We start from the raw sequence: 20,886 nt of genomic DNA, 5'->3' as shown, positions 1-20,886 counted from the left end.
CTATTTCGGCTTATTTTTGCTACATTTGCGGCGAAAACCTTTAGAGTATGGAAGAAGAAAAAGGCATAAAGGACAATGTAGAGGAAGTTAAGGAAAATCTGCAGGCCGGACCAAGCTTGACTGCTGGGGCAGAGCCACGGGAGGAAGGTAGCATGGTGCTGCGTACGGAGGATTTGGTGAAAAAGTACGGAAAGCGTACGGTAGTGAGCCATGTGTCCATTGATGTGAAGCAAGGGGAGATTGTCGGTTTGCTGGGGCCGAATGGCGCCGGTAAGACAACTTCGTTTTATATGACCGTAGGGCTGATTACTCCCAATGAGGGACGTATCTTCTTGAATGATTTGGATATAACGAAATATCCGGTATACAAGCGTGCGCAGACGGGTATCGGTTATTTGGCGCAGGAGGCTTCCGTGTTCCGTCAAATGAGTGTGGAAGACAATATTGCATCTGTACTGGAAATGACCGACAAGCCTTTGGAGTATCAGAAAGACAAGCTGGAGAGCCTGATTGCAGAGTTCCGCTTGCAGAAGGTAAGGAAGAACAAGGGTAACCAGTTGTCAGGTGGCGAGCGGCGCCGTACAGAAATTGCCCGTTGTCTGGCCATTGACCCCAAATTTATTATGTTGGACGAGCCTTTTGCCGGTGTAGACCCGATTGCAGTGGAGGATATTCAGCAGATTGTGTGGAAGTTGAAAGATAGGAATATCGGCATTTTGATTACTGACCACAATGTGCAGGAGACGCTGAGCATTACCGATCGTGCTTATCTGCTATTTGAAGGAAAAATTTTGTTCCAGGGTACGCCGGAAGAGTTGGCCGAGAATAAGATTGTACGTGAAAAGTATCTGAGTAATAGCTTCGTACTTCGTCGCAAGGATTTTATGAAGTAATCCCGGATACTGTCGATTGATAGAAATAAAAAAAGACCACTCATTCAGTGGCCTTTTTTTATTTCTCCTTAAATCTCTATGATTAATATTTTGGAGGTCTTGCTTCTTTCACTACCATTTGGCGGCCGAAGAATTCAGCACCGTCTAGTTCGGCAATAGCTTTAGCTGCAGCAGCGTCATCTTCCATTTCTACAAAAGCGATGCCTCTGAAACGTCCGGTGGTGCGGTCATTGATAAATTTTACAGAAGATACTGTGCCGTAATCTTCCATTGCCTTCTGCAGGTCACTCTCCTTAACGCGGTAGTTAAGGTTTCCAACATAAATGTTCATAATGAAATTGATAAAATAAATATAATGAATAAAACTCTCTTGGAAGGAAGGCTGAATAATAAATGGATTACAACGACAGAGAGTTTACAAAAGCGTTCTTGAAAACGGAAGTAAAAACCATGTAATGGAAATCGAAAAACTAATGCGCCATCATTCCGCGACAAAGAAACGCATAAAATTCGGATAAACAATGTTTTTCCTTAATTATTTTTGTAGATTGTCGTGCCTTCGGGCAACTCCCATTTCTCTTCATAGAAACTGGACGGTTCGGTTTATCATCGTCTTTTCCCTGAGTATCTTTCCCATAAACGTCCTCCGTTGTCAGTCCGATGGTTGGGCTCTTCTACCGCTCTATCCAAGAATTAAACTGAAATAAATCGGCAATGTTCTTTTGATAATTGAAAGAATAACGCTAATTTTGCACGCCCATTTGAGATATGGAACAAAGTATAAATCAAATAAATAATTGTCAGAATGAACGTTTCATTACAAAACATTGACAAAGTAAGCGCACTGCTTACTGTAAAGCTTGAGAAAGCAGATTATCAGGAAAAAGTAGACAAATCATTGAAGAGCTTCCGTCAGAAGGCACAGATTCCCGGTTTCCGTAAGGGAATGGTTCCTATGAGCTTAGTTAAGAAAATGTATGGTAAGTCTGCATTGGCTGAAGAGGTGAACAAGCTGCTTTCAGAAACAGTATATAAGTATATCCAGGACAATAAGGTAAATATATTGGGCGAGCCTTTGCCCAACGAAGACAAGCAGCAGGAAATTGATTTCGATACTATGGAAGAGTTCGAATTCTTGTTTGATATTGCTTTGGCTCCGGAATTTAAAGCTGAAGTCAGTGCAAAAGATAAGGTAGATTACTATACTATTGAAGTTACAGACGAAATGGTGGATAACCAGGTCAAGGCTTACACTCAACGTAACGGCAAGTATGACAAGGTAGACGTTTACGAGGACAATGACATGCTGAAAGGTTTGCTTGCTGAACTGGATGAAGAAGGTAATACCAAAGAGGGTGGTATTCAGGTGGAAGGTGCTGTAATGATGCCTTCGTACATGAAAAATGATGAACAGAAAGCTATCTTTGCCGGTGCAAAAGTGAACGATGTGCTTGTATTCAATCCGAATACTGCTTGGGACGGAAATGCTGCCGAATTGTCTTCTTTATTGAAGATTGACAAGGAAGCTGCTCCCGAAGTAAAATCCAATTTCAGCTTCCAGGTAGAAGAAATCACACGTTTCGTTCCGGGTGACTTGACTCAGGAAATTTTCGACCAGGTATTTGGCGAAGGTAATGTGAAAACGGAAGAGGAATTCCGTGCCAAAGTGAAGGAAGTTATTGCCAACCAGTTCGTGGCAGACAGTGACTATAAGTTCTTGATTGACGCACGTAAGATGCTGACAGAGAAAGTAGGCAAGCTGGAATTCCCGGATGCATTACTGAAGCGCATTATGCGTCTGAACAATCCTGACAAGGAAGAAAGCTTTGTAGAGGACAACTATGACAAGAGCATCGAAGAGCTGACTTGGCACCTGATTAAAGAACAGCTGGTGAAAGCCAATGATATCAAGGTTGAGCAGGAAGACATCACAAACATGGCTAAGGAAGCTACCCGCGCACAGTTTGCACAATATGGTATGATGAGTGTGCCTGAAGAAATCCTGGAAAACTACTCAAAGGAAATGCTTAAGAAGAAAGAGAGCATAGAAGGCTTGGTTAATCGTGTGGTTGAATCTAAATTGGCTACAGCATTGAAGTCTCAGGTGGAACTGGAGCATAAGAACGTTTCTGCTGAAGAGTTCAATAAGATGTTTGCATAAGAGTAATGTGAGCCTACGGCTAAAATTTATAAAGAAACACAGAGTTTGACAAACTATAACTCTGTGTTTTTTTGTGTCTCTGTGTTCTTTTTTGTTTCTTTGTATCCTTATAAATTAAAAAATAGAAAGAAATGGATGATTTTAGAAAATACGCTACCAAGCATCTTGGTATGAACAGTTTGGTGCTGGACGATGTGATTAAATCACAAGCCGGCTATTTGAATCCCTATATCCTCGAGGAACGCCAGCTCAATGTAACGCAGTTGGACGTGTTTTCCCGTCTGATGATGGACCGCATCATTTTCCTCGGTACGCAGGTTGATGACTATACAGCCAATACTTTGCAGGCTCAGTTGCTTTATCTGGATTCGGTGGATCCGGGTAAGGATATTTCCATCTATATCAATTCGCCGGGCGGTTCGGTATATGCCGGTCTGGGTATTTATGATACCATGCAGTTCATCAGTAGTGATGTGGCTACCATCTGTACTGGAATGGCGGCAAGCATGGCAGCCGTATTGCTGGTTGCCGGTGCCGAAGGCAAACGCTCCGCATTGACCCACTCCCGCGTGATGATACACCAGCCGATGGGAGGTGCCCAGGGGCAGGCCTCGGATATTGAAATCACGGCACGTGAAATCCAGAAGTTGAAGAAAGAACTTTATACCATTATCGCCGACCACTCCCACACTCCCTTTGACAAGGTATGGGCAGATTCTGACCGTGACTACTGGATGACAGCCCAGGAAGCCAAAGAATATGGTATGGTAGATGAGGTTTTGATTAAAAAATAAATATGGCAGATTCAAGAAAGAATAAAAATAGATGCAGTTTTTGCGGTCGCACCGAAGATGAAGTCGGATTTCTCATAACGGGGATGAATGGCTATATCTGCGACAGTTGCGCCACCCAGGCTTATGAGATTACTCAGGAGGCTTTGGGGGCTGGCAAGAAGGCAAGTGCCACGAAGCTGAATCTGAAAGAACTTCCTAAACCCGTAGAAATAAAGAAGTTCCTCGATCAATATGTCATTGGTCAGGACGATGCCAAGCGTTTCTTGTCTGTGTCGGTGTACAACCATTACAAACGTCTGCTCCAGAAGGACGGCGGTGATGATGTGGAGATTGAAAAATCGAACATCATCATGGTAGGCAGTACCGGTACGGGAAAGACGTTATTGGCGCGTACTATCGCAAAGTTGCTGCATGTTCCTTTTACTATTGTAGATGCAACAGTTCTGACAGAGGCAGGTTATGTGGGTGAGGACATTGAAAGCATTTTGACACGTCTGCTCCAGGTGGCGGATTATAACGTGCCCGAGGCAGAGCAAGGTATCGTGTTTATTGATGAGATAGACAAAATAGCGCGCAAGGGTGATAATCCTTCCATAACCCGTGATGTGAGTGGTGAAGGCGTGCAGCAGGGATTGCTGAAACTGCTGGAAGGTTCTGTGGTGAATGTGCCTCCCCAGGGTGGGCGCAAGCATCCCGACCAGAAAATGATTCCGGTCAATACCAAGAATATTCTGTTCATTTGCGGTGGGGCTTTCGATGGCATTGAAAAGAAAATTGCCCAGCGGCTGAATACGCACGTTGTCGGGTATAGCGCTGTACGCAATACGGCAACCATTGATAAGAGCAACATGATGCAGTACATTGCTCCGCAGGATTTGAAGTCGTTCGGACTGATTCCCGAGATTATCGGCCGCCTTCCGGTGCTGACTTATCTGAATCCGTTGGACCGTGCGGCATTGCGCTCCATTCTTACGGAACCGAAGAATTCCATCATCAAGCAATACATCAAACTGTTTGAGATGGACAATGTGAAGCTGACGTTTGAAGATGCTGTATTTGAATATATCGTGGATAAAGCGGTAGAATATAAGTTGGGAGCCCGCGGCTTGCGTTCCATTGTGGAGACAATTATGATGGATGCCATGTTCGAAATTCCGTCAGAACAGAAGGACAATTTTGTTGTGACGTTGGACTACGCCAAGCGCCAGCTTGAAAAGGCAAATATAGCACGACTGCAAAGTGCTTAAGAATCAGATGGTAATACGGGGTAAAACCGACTATTTTACTTTTTATTGAAAAATATTCGATGGATTATGCTTGAAATTTAAGAAGTTGTTTATAACTTTGTTAGGGTTCTTTGTGAAAACAAGGCGGAGTACCACTATTAAAAGTTAACTCAATAAACAACAACCTAATGAATCATGGCAGGGAAGAAGATTAATTTGATAGACCAGCTGAAGAAATACTTCGGGTTCGATACATTTAAAGGAAATCAGGAAGCAATCATAGAGAATCTGTTGGCGGGTAATGATACATTCGTGTTGATGCCTACCGGTGGTGGAAAATCTTTGTGCTACCAACTGCCGTCCTTGTTGATGGAGGGTACGGGTATCGTGATTTCTCCTCTGATTGCCTTGATGAAGAATCAGGTCGATGCGATGCGTAACTTCAGCGAAGAGGATGGGATAGCCCACTTCATCAATTCTTCCCTAAACAAGAGCGCGATAGACCAGGTCCGGTCCGACATACTCAGTGGTAAGACAAAGCTGTTGTATGTAGCTCCGGAATCACTGACGAAGGAAGAGAATGTGGAGTTTCTGAAAACGGTGAAGATTTCGTTCTATGCCGTGGACGAAGCCCATTGTATTTCTGAATGGGGTCATGACTTCCGTCCTGAGTATCGCCGCATCCGTCCCATTATCAATGAAATAGGAAAAGCCCCTCTGATAGCGTTGACTGCGACGGCTACACCGAAAGTGCAGCATGACATCCAGAAGAATCTGGGTATGGTGGATGCGCAGGTGTTCAAGTCATCGTTCAACCGCCCGAATCTCTATTATGAGGTACGCCCCAAGACTGCAAATGTAGACCGGGACATCATCAAGTTCATTAAGAACAATCCCGAAAAGTCAGGCATTATCTATTGCCTGAGCCGGAAGAAAGTGGAGGAACTTGCTGAAATCCTGCAGGCAAACGGAATCAATGCCCGTGCCTATCATGCCGGAATGGATTCGGCTACACGAACACAGAACCAGGATGATTTCCTGATGGAAAAAATTGATGTGATTGTAGCTACCATTGCTTTTGGTATGGGGATTGACAAACCGGATGTGCGCTATGTCATCCATTACGATATACCCAAAAGTCTGGAAGGATATTACCAGGAGACCGGACGTGCCGGAAGAGATGGAGGAGAAGGGCAGTGTATTACTTTCTATACCAATAAAGACTTGCAGAAGCTCGAGAAGTTTATGCAAGGCAAACCTGTAGCAGAGCAGGAAATTGGCAAGCAGCTTCTGCTGGAGACTGCTGCGTATGCCGAATCTTCCGTATGCCGCCGAAAAGCATTGCTTCATTACTTCGGCGAAGAATATATAGAAGAAAATTGTGGTAATTGTGACAATTGTTTAAATCCGAAAAAACAAGTGGAAGCTCAAGAATTATTGTGTACCGTGATTGAAGCTATTCTCGCGGTGAAAGAAAATTTTAAAGCGGACTATATTATAGACATAATACAAGGTAAGGAAACTTCAGAAGTGCAGGCGCATCTGCATGAAGATCTCGAAGTGTTCGGCTCTGGTATGGGCGAAGAAGACAAAACGTGGAATGCTGTGATCCGTCAGGCACTTATTGCCGGTTACCTGAGTAAGGATGTCGAAAACTATGGCTTGCTGAAAGTGACAGATGACGGTAAGAAGTTCCTTAAACATCCCAAATCATTCAAAATAGTGGAAGACAATGACTTTGAGGATGTGGAAGAGGAAGCACCTGCACGTGGAGGCGGTGCGTGTGCGGTAGACCCGGCATTGTACTCCATGTTGAAGGACTTACGAAAGAAGTTGTCCAAGAAGTTGGAAGTGCCTCCTTATGTCATTTTCCAAGACCCGTCTTTGGAAGCGATGGCGACCATATATCCGGTGACTTTGGACGAGTTGCAGAACATACCGGGTGTAGGAGCCGGAAAGGCAAAACGCTACGGCGAGGAATTCTGTAAACTCATTAAGCGGCACTGTGAGGAGAATGAGATTGAACGTCCCGAGGACTTGCGTGTGCGTACTGTGGCCAATAAGTCAAAAATGAAGGTGGCCATCATTCAGGCCATTGACCGTAAGGTGGCATTGGATGACATTGCCATGTCAAAGGGCATTGAGTTTGAAGAGCTGCTGGATGAGATAGAAGCTATCGTCTACTCCGGAACGAAATTGAATATCGACTATTTCTTGGAGGATATTATGGATGAAGACCACTTGCTGGATATCTATGATTATTTCAAGGAATCTACCACTGATAAGATTGACGATGCTCTGGATGAGTTGGGTGATGACTTTACGGAAGAAGAGGTACGTTTGGTACGCATCAAGTTTATTTCAGAGATGGCAAACTGATTGGTTTTAGTTGATAAAAAAGAAAAAAATGTTGCGTGCAAGTATACGGAATGGAATAAAAACCGTATATTTGCACGCAATAAATTTTAAACGCATAGCCCTATGTCATTTATTGCTGATAAGATTGTAATGGATGGATTAACTTATGACGACGTACTGTTAATCCCCGCTTATTCTGAAGTCTTGCCCAAAACAGTCGAACTCTCGACTAAGTTTTCACGAAACATTGAGTTAAAAATCCCGTTTGTAACTGCTGCCATGGATACGGTTACCGAAGCGAAGATGGCTATTGCCATTGCCCGCGAAGGTGGTATCGGAGTTATTCATAAGAATATGTCCATTGAGGAGCAGGCACGTCAGGTAGCTATTGTGAAGCGTGCCGAAAACGGTATGATTTATGACCCGGTGACTATCAAGAGAGGTTCTACGGTAGCTGATGCGCTGGCTTTGATGGCTGAATACAAGATTGGTGGTATTCCGGTGGTAGATGATGAAAGATATTTGGTAGGCATTGTTACCAATCGTGACCTTCGTTTTGAGAAAGATATGAATAAGCGTATCGATGAGGTAATGACTAAGGAGAACATCATTACTACCAATCCTACGACGGATATGGAGGCTGTTTCTCAAATTCTGCAAGAACATAGAATCGAGAAGTTGCCGGTAGTAGATAAAGACAACAAATTGGTAGGTCTGATTACCTATAAGGATATTACCAAGGCAAAGGATAAACCTATGGCGTGCAAGGATAGCAAAGGTCGTCTGCGCGTTGCTGCCGGAGTGGGAGTGACGAATGACACTTTGGAGCGCATGCGGGCTTTGGTGGATGCAGGGGCGGATGCCATTGTCATTGATACGGCTCACGGACATTCCAAGGGGGTTATTGAAAAATTGAAAGAAGCCAAGGCTAACTTCCCTCATATTGATATTGTTGTTGGTAATATTGCTACCGGTGAAGCTGCGAAGGCATTGGTCGAGGCTGGTGCTGATGGAGTAAAGGTGGGCATCGGTCCGGGTTCCATCTGCACTACCCGTGTAGTTGCCGGTGTGGGTGTTCCTCAGTTGTCTGCGGTTTATGATGTGGCAAAGGCACTGAAGGGCACGGGTATTCCTTTGATTGCCGATGGCGGTTTGCGTTACTCGGGCGATGTGGTGAAGGCGTTGGCTGCCGGTGGTTACAGCGTGATGATCGGTTCGCTGGTTGCCGGAACGGAAGAGTCTCCGGGCGATACGATTATTTTCAACGGTCGTAAGTTCAAGTCCTATCGGGGTATGGGGTCGCTGGAAGCTATGGAAAATGGTTCCAAGGACCGCTACTTCCAAAGCGGTACCAGTGACGTGAAGAAATTGGTTCCAGAGGGCATTGCTGCCCGCGTTCCTTATAAAGGTACTTTGTATGAAGTGATTTATCAGTTGGTTGGCGGTCTGCGTGCCGGTATGGGCTATTGCGGTGCAGCCAATATAGAGAAACTGCACGATGCCAAGTTTACCCGCATTACTAATGCAGGTGTACTGGAAAGTCATCCGCACGATGTGTCTATAACCAGTGAGGCACCGAACTATAGCCGTCCTGAGTAAGATAATAACAAAATAATAGTGAATGCCCGGAGAGAGATTGCCGCTTTCCGGGCATTTTGTTTATATTTGCAGCCGTATAAAAAGAACGGATGGTGCTTATGGTTAGATTGTTTTGGGTGTTTTTCTTCCTCGGGTTCGGATTGGCTGTTTCGGCCCAGGACGATCCGGTACTGATGCGTATCAATGGAAAGGAGGTCCTCCGTTCTGAATTCGAACGTAGCTATAATAAGGGCGGTACCTCTGTCGGTGCAGGCCGGAAGGCATTGGATGCATATGTGAATAAGTTTATAGACTTCAGGCTGAAAATAGAGGCTGCCGAAGTTGTGGGATTGGATACTTCCCGTGTCTTCCAGAAGGAGCAGGATGAGTATCGCCGCTGTCTGATTAAATCATACTTGACAGATGAGGAGACGGCAGAGCAGGAGGCACGGCAGTATTATGACAAGATGAAATCCGGCCGGCGTGCGGGCCGGGTATATGTGAAGCATATTTTTAAATATCTCCCCCAGAATATTTCCGGTCATACCTTGCGTGAGATGGAGTCCAGGATGGATTCTATCTACAGGGCTCTTGCAAAGGAAGGGGGAGCTGTGCCGTCTTTCGATGCTTGCGTCGAGCAATTTTCCGATGAGAAGAAAGCGTTTTGGGTGGGTTGGCTGCAGATGCCGGTGGAGTTTGAGGATATTGTATTCGGGTTGAATGCCGGAGAGATTTCCCGTCCGTTCCTCACTCCTCAAGGCATTCATATCGTGAAAGTACTCGAACAGCAGGAAATCCTTCCTTTTGAGAGGATGAAGGACAAGATAATCCGTTGTCAAACCCGTCGTCATGGAATGGATAAAGGAACGCGGGCTTTTGTGGATAAACTGAAGAAAGAATATCACTATATGCCGGATAAAGCCGGTATCGACGAACTGCTGGCCAAAGGAAGCACTTCCCGTGTATTGTTTACACTGGATGGCAAGGCATACGGTGGAAAAGAGTTTGCCGGATTTGCCGCTGTTTATCCGGCAGGGACGCGCAGACAGTTGGAGGCTTTTACAGTAAAAACGATTCTGGACTATGAAAACTCCCGTCTGGAATTGAAGCATCCCGAATTCTGTGCGTTGGTGCAGGGGTATCGTGACAGCATGTTGCTTGCCGAAATCACTGACCGTGAAGTGGGAAAGAGGAGTGTGGTGGATGAAGCGGGATTGAAAGCATATTTTGAGGCGCACCGTTCGGACTTCCATTGGGACGAACCGCGTTATAAGGGTATTGTGCTGCATTGTACTACCAAGCGGGTGGCGAAGCAAGTACGGAAATTTCTGAAACAGATTCCGGAAGAGGAGTGGATGGATGCCATCCGTCTCACTTTCAATGCCGGCGATACTCCCAAGGTGCGGGCAGAGCAAGGATTATTTGCTCCCGGTGATAATGCATATGTGGATGAATTGGTGTTCAAAGGGAAGAATGCAACCCCGGTTTTGTCATTTCCCTTTACTGCTGTACAAGGTCGTAAGCAGAAGGGACCAGATAGTTGGCAAGAGGTGCGAGAGCCGCTCGTAACCGCTTATCGGAACTATTTGGAAACGCATTGGGTGGCAAAGTTGCGTGCTGCCGGTAAGGTTGAAATTGACCAAGAGGTTTTAAAAACCGTTAATAATCACTGATGCAACCGATTAAAACACTATCTTCGTACCTCAAAACGAAGTAAATATCAGTTGGTGATGCGAACAACCTGCTTTGGGCTTTTAATTTTCCTTCTCTGTGCGGCGTGCAGCGAGCAGCACGACCATAAAGGGCGGACACCGTTAGTGGAGTTGGACGGCAATTTCCTTTACCGGGAAGATTTGCAATCGGTACTTCCTGCCGGTTTGTCCAAAGACGACAGTCTGTTGTTTGCAGAACATTATATCCGTAATTGGGTGGAAGATATTTTGCTGTACGATAAAGCGCAGAGCAATATTCCCAATAACGGTGAGATTGATAAACTTGTGGAGAATTATCGCAAAGCATTGATAATGCATACCTATCAGCAGGCTTTAATACATCAGCGGCTATCAGAGGAGATTTCAGAACAAGACTTGACGGAGTATTACGAGAAGAACCAGGCGCTCTTCAAGGTGGAACGTCCGTTGATGAAAGGCTTGTTCATCAAAGTTCCTTTGACAGCCCCGCAGCTGGGTAATGTTCGTCGCTGGTACAAGACGGAAACCCGTGAGGCGGTGGAACATCTGGAAAAGTACAGTCTGCAGAATGCTGTGAAGTATGAGTATTTTTATGATAAATGGGTGCCGGTATCGGAAGTGCTGGATATGCTGCCCTTGAAGGTTCCTGATGTGGACGAGTATCTGGACAAGAATCGCCATGTAGAGCTGAAGGATACGGCTTTCCATTATTTCCTGAATGTGAGCGATTATCGCCCGATGGGAGAGCAGGAACCCTATGAGTTTGCCCGTGGGCAAGTGAAGGATATGCTGCTGAACGTGAAGCAGGTGGAATTCATGAAGCAAGTGAAGGATGATTTGTACCAACGGGCGGTGAAAAGAGACAAGATTAAATATTATTTAGAATAAGACACCAAGAATGAAACAGTGTATGAACTTTAAGTTTGTAATTTTATTTGCCTTGACGCTATTAGTCGGTTCTACCGTTTATGGACAAGACAACGTGATTGACGAGGTAGTGTGGGTAGTAGGTGACGAGGCTATACTGAAGTCCGAAGTGGAAGAGGCACGTATGAGTGCATTGTATGAAGGACGCAAATTTGACCGTGACCCTTATTGCGTGATACCGGAGGAGATAGCCGTGCAGAAGCTGTATCTTCACCAGGCTGCCCTCGATAGTATCGAAGTATCCGAGAGTGAGGTTATCCAGCGTGTGGACTATATGACGAACATGTACATCGCCAACATCGGTTCGCGCGAGAAAATGGAGGAATACTTCAACAAGACTTCCAGCCAGATTCGTGAAACGCTGCGCGAGAATGCCCGTGAAGGATTGAAGGTTCAGAAGATGCAGCAGAAACTGGTGGGTGAGATTAAGATAACTCCGGCTGAGGTGCGCCGTTACTTCAAGGATTTGCCGCAGGACAGCATTCCTTATATCCCTACCCAGGTGGAGGTGCAGATTATCACTCAGCAGCCCAAGGTTCCTTTGGAGGAAATAGAAGATGTAAAGAGGCGTCTGCGTGAGTATACCGACCGTGTCAATAAGGGCGAAAGCTTTTCCATGTTGGCTCGTCTGTACTCCGAGGACCGTGGCTCGGCCATGCGTGGCGGTGAAATAGAGTTTTCGGGACGCGGTATGCTGGACCCCGCTTATGCCAATGTAGCTTTCAACTTGCAAGACCCCAGCAAGGTTTCCAAGATTGTAGAGTCTGAATATGGTTTCCATATCATTCAGTTGATAGAGAAGCGCGGTGACCGTATTAAAACACGCCACATTCTGTTGAAACCGCATATTCCGGAAGAAGCTCTGGCTGCCGGTTGTGCCCGTTTGGATTCTATTGCCGATGATATCCGCAATAACAAGTTCTCTTTTGAAGAGGCTGCCTCAGTGCTTTCGCAGGATAAGGATACGCGTAACAATCATGGTTTGTTGCCGAATCCCAATACGAACACTTCCCGTTTTGAGATGCAGGAACTTCCCCCTGAAATAGCCAAGGTGGTGGATAAGATGAAAGTGGGCGAAATCTCCGAAGCCTTCACCATGATTCCGCAAAAGACCGGAAAAGAAGAGTGTGTGATTGTGAAACTGAAGAGCCGTACGACGGGACACAAGGCTACCATTGCCGATGACTATCAGAACTTGAAAGAGATTGTGTTGGAGAAACGCCGCGACGAAGTGCTGGACAAGTGGATTCGTGAGAAGCAGAAGCACACATATGTCCGTATCAAGGATAATTGGAAGAATAACTGTACGTTCAAGTATCCGGGCTGGATTAAAGAATAATCCGGAAGAATTTACATAGATTTGTATGCAAAAGAAGAATACAAAAAATCATTTCCTGAACAAGCATAGATACCTCCTGGTAGGTATTCTATGCTTGTTTGGTATCTGTCTGCTGAGTGCGCAGGACAAGAAGAAGAGTACTGGTGCACCAGAGAAGAAGAAAGTGGACTCGATTGAACAGAAAAAGACGGAGACGCCGGAAAAGAAGAAGACGCGCGTCGATTTGTTGTACGCAGATGAGGCGCAGGCGGACAAACAGTTGCGTCCTGATGTGCAGGTACTCATCGGCTCGGTGAGGATGAAGCATGACAGTATGTACATGTTCTGTGACAGTGCGCTGATATTCGAAAAGATAAATTCTGTGGAGGCATTCGGCAATGTGCGTATGGAGCAGGGCGACACCTTGTTTATCTATGGAGACTATCTGTATTATGACGGCATGTCGCAGCTGGCCATGCTGCGTGAGAATGTACGTATGATAAATCGTAATACGGTGCTGACAACCGACAGTTTGAACTATGACCGTCTGTACGATTTGGGCTATTACTTCGAAGGCGGTACGCTGACCGACGAGGATAATGTGCTGACTTCCGAATGGGGAGAATATAGCCCTGCCACCAAGTTGGCTGTCTTCAACCACGACGTGAAGCTGGTCAACCCGAAGTTTGTTTTGACTTCGGATACCTTGAAGTATAGTACAGCTACTAAGATTGCCACAATTTTAGGACCCTCCGACATTGTGAGTGACCAAAATCATATTTATTCCGAACGTGGCGTGTACAATACGACTACTGAGCAGGCAGAACTGCTCGACCGTTCCGTACTGACTAACGAAGGCAAGAAACTGACCGGTGACAGCCTTTTCTACGACCGCATCTTGGGATACGGCGAGGCTTTTGACAATGTACAGATGAATGATACGGTCAACCGGAACATGTTGACTGGCGACTATTGTTTCTACAACGAACTGACCGGAAGCGCCGTTGCCACCAAACGTGCCGTAGCTATCGACTATTCGCAGGGCGACAGTCTGTTTATGCACGGTGATACTTTGCGGCTGATTACCTACCATATGAATACCGATTCCATGTACCGGGAGATGCGTGCCTATCATAAGGTGCGTGCTTATCGCACGGATGTGCAGGCCGTATGCGATTCGTTGGTGTATAATTCCAAGGACTCTTGCATGACGATGTACACCGACCCTATCTTGTGGCACGGGGAACAACAGTTGTTGGGCGAGGAAATTAAAATTTACATGAACGATAGTACCATCGACTGGGCACATATCATCAATCAGGCCCTGACGGTAGAGAAAAAGGACAGTATTCACTATAACCAAGTTTCCGGTAAGGAGATGAAAGCTTTCTTCATAGATGGAGACATGCGTCTGGTGGAGGTAAACGGCAATGTATTGGTGGTGTATTATCCGGTAGAGGAGAAGGACAGTTCGCTGATTATGATGAACTATTCGGAAGGTGGACTTTTGAAAATGTACTTGAAGGAGAGAAGAATGGAGCGCGGAGTCTTTGTTGGAAAGACTACCGGTACAGCCTATCCTTTGGACCAGATTCCACCAGATAAGAGCAGGCTGCCTTCTTTTGTTTGGTTCGACTACATCCGTCCGCTCAACAAGGAGGACATCTTCGAGTGGAGGGCTAAAAAAGCAGGTGAAGTATTGAAGAAAAGTGACCGGAAACCTGTAACTTCGCCAAGGAATATGCATATTAAACGAAATAATAAGTAGCGTCATGGGAATGTTTGCAATGCGGAAGCCTCGTGGCTTCAATCATAGCTATATCTATGTGGATGAGCGGAAAGAGAAGTTGGCGAAGATGGAAGAAAACGCCAAGCGTGACCTGGGTATGCTGCCGGAAAAGGAATTCTCGCCCGAGGATATACGGGGCAAATTCATAGAAGGAACAACTCACTTGAAGCGGCGCAAGGAGAGCGGACGTAAGCCGATGCATTTGGGCATAATCCTTGTTGTCATAGCTGTGCTGATTTATCTGTGGTATGCCATCAGTAACGGAATCATTTAATAATGATTAATCATTAATCTCTAATCATTAAACATTATCATGAGCGATATCATTCATTTGCTGCCCGATTCGGTTGCCAATCAGATTGCTGCCGGAGAGGTGATTCAGCGTCCGGCATCTGTTGTGAAGGAATTGGTGGAAAATGCAATTGATGCCGAAGCAGAGGAAATACATGTGCTGATTACCGATGCGGGCAAGACCTGCATCCAGGTGATTGATGACGGAAAGGGGATGTCCGAAACGGATGCGCGTCTTTCTTTTGAACGCCATGCAACTTCAAAGATACGCGAAGCTGCCGATTTGTTTGCCCTACGCACCATGGGCTTCCGTGGAGAAGCGTTGGCTTCCATTGCTGCGGTAGCTGAAGTGGAGTTGAAAACACGCCCAGCCAGCGAGGAACTGGGGACGCGACTGTTGATTGCCGGCTCTAAAGTCGAGGGCCAGGAAGCCGTTTCCTGCCCTAAGGGAAGCAATTTTTCCATCAAGAACCTATTCTTCAATATTCCTGCCCGGCGTAAATTCCTGAAAGCCAACTCTACGGAGTTGAGCAATATCCTTACGGAATTCGAGCGTATAGCGCTGGTGCATCCTGAGGTAGCCTTCTATCTGTATAGTAATGATACGGAATTGTTCAATCTTCCGGTAATGCCTTTGCGGCAACGCATCATGGCAGTTTTCGGAAAGAAACTGAATCAGCAGTTGCTGTCCGTAGACGTCAATACGACGATGATAAAGATTTCCGGTTTTGTTGCCAAGCCGGAAACCTCGCGCAAGAAAGGAGCGCACCAATACTTTTTTGTGAACGGGCGTTATATGCGTCACCCCTATTTCCACAAAGCGGTGATGGACGCTTATGAGCAGCTGATTCCTGCCGGTGAGCAAATCTCCTACTTTATTTATTTCGAGGTAGACCCTGCCAATATCGATGTGAACATCCATCCGACGAAGACGGAGATTAAGTTCGAGAATGAGCAGGCTATCTGGCAGATTCTGTCGGCTGCGGTCAAGGAATCCTTAGGCAAGTTTAGCGCTATACCTACTATCGATTTTGATACCGAGGACATGCCGGATATTCCTGCATTCGAGCAGGCTCGTCCGATAGAGCCTCCGAAGGTACACTATAACACGGATTTCAATCCCTTCAAGACGTCTTCCGCTTCTTCCTATGGAGGCGGTGGCAATTATTCGCGCCCCAAAGTGGAGTGGGAGGGGCTTTATTCCGGTTTGGAAAAAGCCAGCAGGATGAACGAGCCGATGGAGGAAGAGCCTTTTGTAGAGGATACGGTTACCGGTACGGCTCCAAGAGAGGAGGAGAGGGTTCCTTATTTCCAGGAAACGGTTCCTTCCGGGGCAAGCGCCTCTTTCTATGGCAATGAGGCAACGGTAGAGAAAGGAGCGCAACACTTCCAGTTCAAGGGGCGTTTTATTCTGACTTCCGTTAAATCGGGTCTGATGCTGATAGACCAGCACCGGGCGCATGTCCGGGTATTGTTCGACCGCTATATGAGCCAGATTCGACAGAAACAAGGCGTATCCCAGGGGGTATTGTTTCCGGAGATTATCCAGTTGCCGGCTTCGGAAGCTGCCGTACTGGAAAGTATATTGGAAGATTTGTCGGCAGTAGGCTTCGATTTGAGCCCGCTGGGTGGCGGCAGCTATGCCATCAACGGCATACCTTCGGGCATAGAGGGGTTGAACCCGGTAGAATTGGTCCGGAATATGGTACATACTGCTATGGAAAAAGGGAATGACGTTAAGGAAGAGGTGCAGACAATTCTTGCATCGACCTTGGCACGTGCTGCGGCCATCGTCTATGGACAAGTGCTGAGCAACGAGGAAATGTCCAATCTCGTGGACAATCTGTTTGCATGCCCATCCCCGAATTATACTCCGGACGGAAAGACGGTGCTGGCGACCATTAAAGAAGACGACATAGAAAAGCTTTTCTCCAAATAAGGAAGAGTACTTTCTTTTGCATCAAGGCAAAAAAAGTACAAATATTCAGAACCTTTTAGTTCTGTTGGCGTTAATTAGACAGTTTGAATGATAAAGAGTTTAATTAACCACTTAACTATTTTAAGGTATATGAAAAAGATTCTAATGTTACTGGCTTTAGCTGGTGTGTCTTCTGTTGCCATGGCGCAGCAAAAGACTGAAGTTGTGGAAGAATTTGGTGTTATCCAGGTTCAGGATAAATATCAGGTAATCACTAATCCGTTCTGGAGTAATTGGTTTTTCTCTATAGGCGGTGGTGCCGAAGCAACTTTTGGAGATAATGATAAGGCAGGAAGTTTTGGCAAGCGTATCAGTCCGACGCTGAATTTTGCCATCGGCAAATGGTTCACCCCGGGACTGGGAGTACGTCTGCAATATAGCGGCCTTCAGGCAAGAGGATATACATATGATGCAGGTGCTGACTACGTGAAAGGCACTCAGATGGATGACGGCTACTACAAACAGCGTTTCGACTATATGAATCTGCACGGAGATGTGATGTTCAATCTGAATGCGCTGTTTGGAGGATACAACCAGCACCGTGTGTATGAAATCATTCCTTATGTAGGTGCTGGCTTCACTCACAACTACACAAAGCCTCACCGCGAAGCTCTGTCTGTAAACGCGGGTATCATCAATCGCTTCCGTATTTCCAATGCGATAGATATTAACCTGGAGCTGAGCGCAATGGGCGTTGAAGATAAGTTCGATGGCGAAGTTGGCGGCGATCATGGATATGATGGCGTGCTGAGTGCAACGGTAGGGTTGACATACCGTTTCCCCGCCCGTGGATTCCGTCGCCCGATGCCTCAGTTGATTTCTCAGGTAGAGCTGGCTGCCATGCAGGCACAGCTTGCAGAGATGGGAGCTGCCAACCAGCAGCTGCAGAATGCATTGGTGGCTGCACAGAACCAGCCGGTGGCCGAAGTTACGGAAACCGAAGTGATTGTTCCCGATCCGGATATAGCACCGCGTACCGTATTCTTCAATATCGGTTCTGCCGAAGTCTCTCCACGTGAAGCAATGAACTTGTCTTATCTGGCAGACCAGATGAAACAGTTCCCGAACGCCACTTACACTGTAAACGGATATGCAGACTCTGCAACCGGTACGCCGGCATTCAACAAAGAGTTGAGTTTGAAGCGTGCACAAGCCGTGGTCGATGTATTGGTAAAACAATACGGAATTCCTGCTGACCGCCTGAAGGTGGATGCCGGTGGTGGTGTCGATAAGTTCGGACAGCCGATTCTGAACCGTGTGGTATTGGTGAAATCTGCCAATTAGAAAGCTACGAGCTACAAGCTACAAGGAGTTACGAGTTATAGAAATGAGAAGGGGCATGCGTTATTATGACGCATGCCCCTCATTTTTTGTAACCAGTAACTTGTAACAGGTAGCTCCTTGTAACTCGTAACTTCTGTAACTCGTATCTCCTATCCCTTATTCTCCGCCGAATTTCTTTACTTGCTCTGCAATCAGTTCCGCATCATCAAAGTAGTTTATCTTCATAGCCTTGCGTACATCGTCCAAGGTTGCGGCAGCGGTTTCCCTGGCAGTTTCGCAACCTTTCTTCAGCATGTCGTAGATGGCGGGGATGTCTTTTTCAAACTCCTTGCGGCGGTTGCGGATAGGCTCCAGTGTCTCCTGCATAATTTCGTTGAGGAACTTCTTCACTTTCATGTCGCCCAGACCGCCACGTTGGTAGTGGGCTTTCAGTTCGTCCAGATTCGGATATTCGGGCAGATAAAGGCCGAAGTGTTCCGGACGGCAAAAGGCATCCAGGTAAGTGAATACGGTGTTGCCTTCCAATTTTCCGGGGTCTTGCACACGCAGGTGGTCGGGGTCGGTATACATGCTCTTCACCTTCTTCTGCACCTCGTCGGCAGAGTCCGAAAGATAGATACAGTTGCCGAGGCTCTTGCTCATCTTGGCTTTGCCGTCCGTTCCCGGCAGGCGCAGGCAGGCTGCATTGTCGGGCAACAGGATTTCCGGTTCCACGAGGGTTTCACCATATATATAGTTGAAACGGCGTACGATTTCACGAGCTTGTTCAATCATCGGCTCCTGGTCTTCGCCCACGGGCACGGTAGTGGCGCGGAAGGCGGTAATGTCCGCTGCCTGGCTGATGGGGTAGGTGAAGAAACCTACGGGGATGCTTGTCTCGAAATTACGCATCTGGATTTCGGTCTTTACCGTCGGGTTGCGTTGCAGGCGGCTCACGGTCACCAGGTCCATATAGTAGAAGGTCAGTTCGCAGAGTTCCGGTATCTGGGATTGGATGAAGATAGTACTCTTCGTCGGGTCCAGTCCGCAAGCCAGGTAGTCCAATGCCACCTCGATGACGTTCTGGCGCACCTTTTCCGGGTTCTCCATATTGTCCGTCAGCGCTTGTGCGTCGGCGATGAAGATGAAAATCTTGTCGTATAAGCCGGAGTTTTGCAGTTCCACTCTTCTTCTCAATGAGCCTACATAGTGTCCTATGTGCAGGCGTCCTGTGGGGCGGTCGCCCGTAAGGATGATTTTTTCTTTTGCCATATTATGTATTTTTTAGTTTCTTCATTGTATAAAAGCCATTAAGACCGGCAAAGATACCTATAATTATCGAAACCTCAAGGGATGACGCTTTCTTTCCTTTTCACGTATACCTTATGGCTTCCGATGCCGCTTGTATCGATTCCGCTGCCGGGAGTATGTGCCCATTTGCGCAGTTCCACGGTGGCGGTGGAGCGGACGAGTCCGGTCAGTTGCCGGTAGATGCTGACAGTAAGGAAGGCGTGCTTGTCCAGATACTGATGCGCCAGAGCCAGACGTTGTTCGGGGGTGTATTTCTTCGACGAGTGTGCGGGTTTCCAGGAGGCACGTTCCAGTTCGCACCAATGGTTGGTTTCTCTAATCAAGGCCTTGTCCGTGCGGAAGTTCACGCCGCTTACGTAGATGCTCCGTGCATTTCGCTTCGTGCTGCTTTCTTGGGGCTGTTCGCGTTCTTTGTCGGGGTAGATGGACAGTGCGGGGGTGAATACGCCCAATCCTTCTATCTTCACCGAGCGTCCCATTCCCATTTCGTGGGCCAGGGCTTCGCCCAGCTCGCAGATAACTCCTTCGGTTACGCCTTTCGAGAATCCCGAGGTCATGGCGATGTATTCCGCCAGTTCGCGCGTGCCGGTCTGTCCGGTCATCACCATCTTGGGGTAGGTGATTGGTTCGCCCGTGCCTTGCAAGTCGGGCATTTCTTTCATTTGGTAGCGTGTGGTCATTGTTGCGTTCTCCTTTCTTTTCTTTCCTTCGTTGCAAAGTCCTTTTCCCTGCGGAGCAAAGTTCTTTTGGTGGCGGAGAAATCTTAGAATAAAGCCTTTATTCCAAGGAATAGAAATTTTATTTTTAAGAATAAAGGCTTTGTTTGTAGAAACAGAATCCTTGTTCTATTTTTGTATAGGCACAAAGGTAAGTTTCCGTGGCGAGAAAAGCAAGTTTTGGTGGGGAGAATCTTCATATTTATCCGCAAATGCCTTTACTGAGATATAGTCTTTCTTTTTTATATGGAATCGCATTTTTCGGAAAAAGATTTCGGTTGCGGGCGACGGCCGCTCTTCTATTATGGAGGATGACGTTTCTTTTATACAAAAAAATATGCCACAATTTGCTCTTTTCGTAAATAAGTCGTTACTTTGCACAAATTTTAAAGAGACTATGCAATCGCAGGAAATGAGAAGCAAATATAACCTCCGTTCGAATGAATTTCATTTGGGAGCCGTCAGTTTCTCTTTTTTCGAGAAAGATATTTTTAGTTCTTTGGTAATGCGTTAATCCTTTATTGGGTGACGCATTTTTTTTGTGAAATAGCTACAACTCGTAGTTCGTAGCTTGTAACTCGTAACTTAATAG

General features: G+C 46.4%; 16 protein-coding genes. 13 read left to right on the top strand and 3 right to left on the bottom strand.

What is annotated here, in order from left to right; all coding sequences use genetic code 11:
* Nucleotides 1–152: 152 nt before the first annotated feature.
* Nucleotides 153–893: an LPS export ABC transporter ATP-binding protein gene (lptB, locus tag DWY55_RS18540; protein WP_034523256.1), complete on the top strand. Its 741-nt coding sequence runs from the start codon at nucleotides 153–155 to the stop codon at nucleotides 891–893.
* An 82-nt stretch (nucleotides 894–975) separates the two neighbouring features.
* Here the strand turns inward: lptB and DWY55_RS18535 are convergent, their stop codons facing one another.
* Nucleotides 976–1,224 (bottom strand): RNA recognition motif domain-containing protein, encoded by a 249-nt coding sequence (locus DWY55_RS18535; protein ID WP_005829545.1) that lies wholly within the window; start codon nucleotides 1,222–1,224, stop codon nucleotides 976–978.
* Between the two features lie 474 nt (nucleotides 1,225–1,698).
* Here DWY55_RS18535 and tig point away from each other — a divergent pair, with 474 nt between their 5' ends.
* The 12 genes from tig to DWY55_RS18475 all read left to right on the top strand — a co-directional run bounded on the left by tig (nucleotide 1,699) and on the right by DWY55_RS18475 (nucleotide 18,288).
* Nucleotides 1,699–3,054, top strand: a complete 1,356-nt coding sequence (gene tig, locus DWY55_RS18530; protein WP_005829551.1) for a trigger factor — start codon at nucleotides 1,699–1,701, stop codon at nucleotides 3,052–3,054.
* Between the two features lie 131 nt (nucleotides 3,055–3,185).
* Nucleotides 3,186–3,848 carry an ATP-dependent Clp endopeptidase proteolytic subunit ClpP gene (gene clpP, locus DWY55_RS18525; RefSeq protein ID WP_005829555.1) on the top strand — a complete coding sequence of 221 codons (663 nt, stop codon included), beginning with the start codon at nucleotides 3,186–3,188 and terminating at the stop codon, nucleotides 3,846–3,848.
* 2 nt (nucleotides 3,849–3,850) lie between these two features.
* The gene (gene clpX, locus DWY55_RS18520; RefSeq protein WP_005829557.1) at nucleotides 3,851–5,095 is read left to right on the top strand and encodes an ATP-dependent Clp protease ATP-binding subunit ClpX; all 1,245 of its coding nucleotides are present in this window, start codon (nucleotides 3,851–3,853) and stop codon (nucleotides 5,093–5,095) included.
* A 174-nt stretch (nucleotides 5,096–5,269) separates the two neighbouring features.
* Nucleotides 5,270–7,453 (top strand): DNA helicase RecQ, encoded by a 2,184-nt coding sequence (recQ, locus tag DWY55_RS18515; protein WP_005829559.1) that lies wholly within the window; start codon nucleotides 5,270–5,272, stop codon nucleotides 7,451–7,453.
* A 102-nt stretch (nucleotides 7,454–7,555) separates the two neighbouring features.
* On the top strand, nucleotides 7,556–9,031 hold the full coding sequence (gene guaB / locus DWY55_RS18510; protein ID WP_005829561.1) for an IMP dehydrogenase: 1,476 nt from the start codon (nucleotides 7,556–7,558) through the stop codon (nucleotides 9,029–9,031).
* Nucleotides 9,032–9,120: 89 nt separating this feature from the next.
* Nucleotides 9,121–10,683, top strand: coding sequence for a peptidylprolyl isomerase (locus DWY55_RS18505; protein ID WP_022401783.1), 1,563 nt, complete (start codon nucleotides 9,121–9,123; stop codon nucleotides 10,681–10,683).
* Between the two features lie 57 nt (nucleotides 10,684–10,740).
* Nucleotides 10,741–11,589, top strand: coding sequence for a peptidylprolyl isomerase (locus tag DWY55_RS18500; RefSeq protein ID WP_022401784.1), 849 nt, complete (start codon nucleotides 10,741–10,743; stop codon nucleotides 11,587–11,589).
* A gap of 10 nt (nucleotides 11,590–11,599) precedes the next feature.
* The gene (locus DWY55_RS18495; RefSeq protein ID WP_005829568.1) at nucleotides 11,600–12,967 is read left to right on the top strand and encodes a peptidylprolyl isomerase; all 1,368 of its coding nucleotides are present in this window, start codon (nucleotides 11,600–11,602) and stop codon (nucleotides 12,965–12,967) included.
* Between the two features lie 25 nt (nucleotides 12,968–12,992).
* Nucleotides 12,993–14,714: an OstA-like protein gene (locus tag DWY55_RS18490; protein ID WP_022401785.1), complete on the top strand. Its 1,722-nt coding sequence runs from the start codon at nucleotides 12,993–12,995 to the stop codon at nucleotides 14,712–14,714.
* Between the two features lie 4 nt (nucleotides 14,715–14,718).
* Complete coding sequence (locus DWY55_RS18485; protein WP_005829571.1) at nucleotides 14,719–15,009, top strand: hypothetical protein; 291 nt, start codon at nucleotides 14,719–14,721, stop codon at nucleotides 15,007–15,009.
* A 39-nt stretch (nucleotides 15,010–15,048) separates the two neighbouring features.
* The gene (gene mutL, locus DWY55_RS18480; protein ID WP_005829573.1) at nucleotides 15,049–16,965 is read left to right on the top strand and encodes a DNA mismatch repair endonuclease MutL; all 1,917 of its coding nucleotides are present in this window, start codon (nucleotides 15,049–15,051) and stop codon (nucleotides 16,963–16,965) included.
* Nucleotides 16,966–17,094: 129 nt separating this feature from the next.
* Nucleotides 17,095–18,288, top strand: a complete 1,194-nt coding sequence (locus tag DWY55_RS18475; RefSeq protein ID WP_009037822.1) for an OmpA family protein — start codon at nucleotides 17,095–17,097, stop codon at nucleotides 18,286–18,288.
* Nucleotides 18,289–18,444: 156 nt separating this feature from the next.
* On the opposite strand, the gene trpS is transcribed toward DWY55_RS18475, so the two are convergent.
* Both trpS and DWY55_RS18465 read right to left on the bottom strand, forming a co-directional pair.
* Nucleotides 18,445–19,539 carry a tryptophan--tRNA ligase gene (gene trpS / locus DWY55_RS18470; RefSeq protein WP_005829577.1) on the bottom strand — a complete coding sequence of 365 codons (1,095 nt, stop codon included), beginning with the start codon at nucleotides 19,537–19,539 and terminating at the stop codon, nucleotides 18,445–18,447.
* Between the two features lie 74 nt (nucleotides 19,540–19,613).
* Nucleotides 19,614–20,258 (bottom strand): HU family DNA-binding protein, encoded by a 645-nt coding sequence (locus tag DWY55_RS18465; RefSeq protein WP_022401787.1) that lies wholly within the window; start codon nucleotides 20,256–20,258, stop codon nucleotides 19,614–19,616.
* Between the last annotated feature and the right edge of the window lie 628 nt (nucleotides 20,259–20,886).

Origin of the sequence: Bacteroides sp. AF25-38AC (assembly GCF_003602995.1) — a bacterium.
In the GTDB taxonomy this organism is placed as follows: Bacteria; Bacteroidota; Bacteroidia; order Bacteroidales; family Bacteroidaceae; genus Bacteroides; species Bacteroides uniformis.
This window is presented reverse-complemented; position numbering and strand designations above follow the sequence as displayed.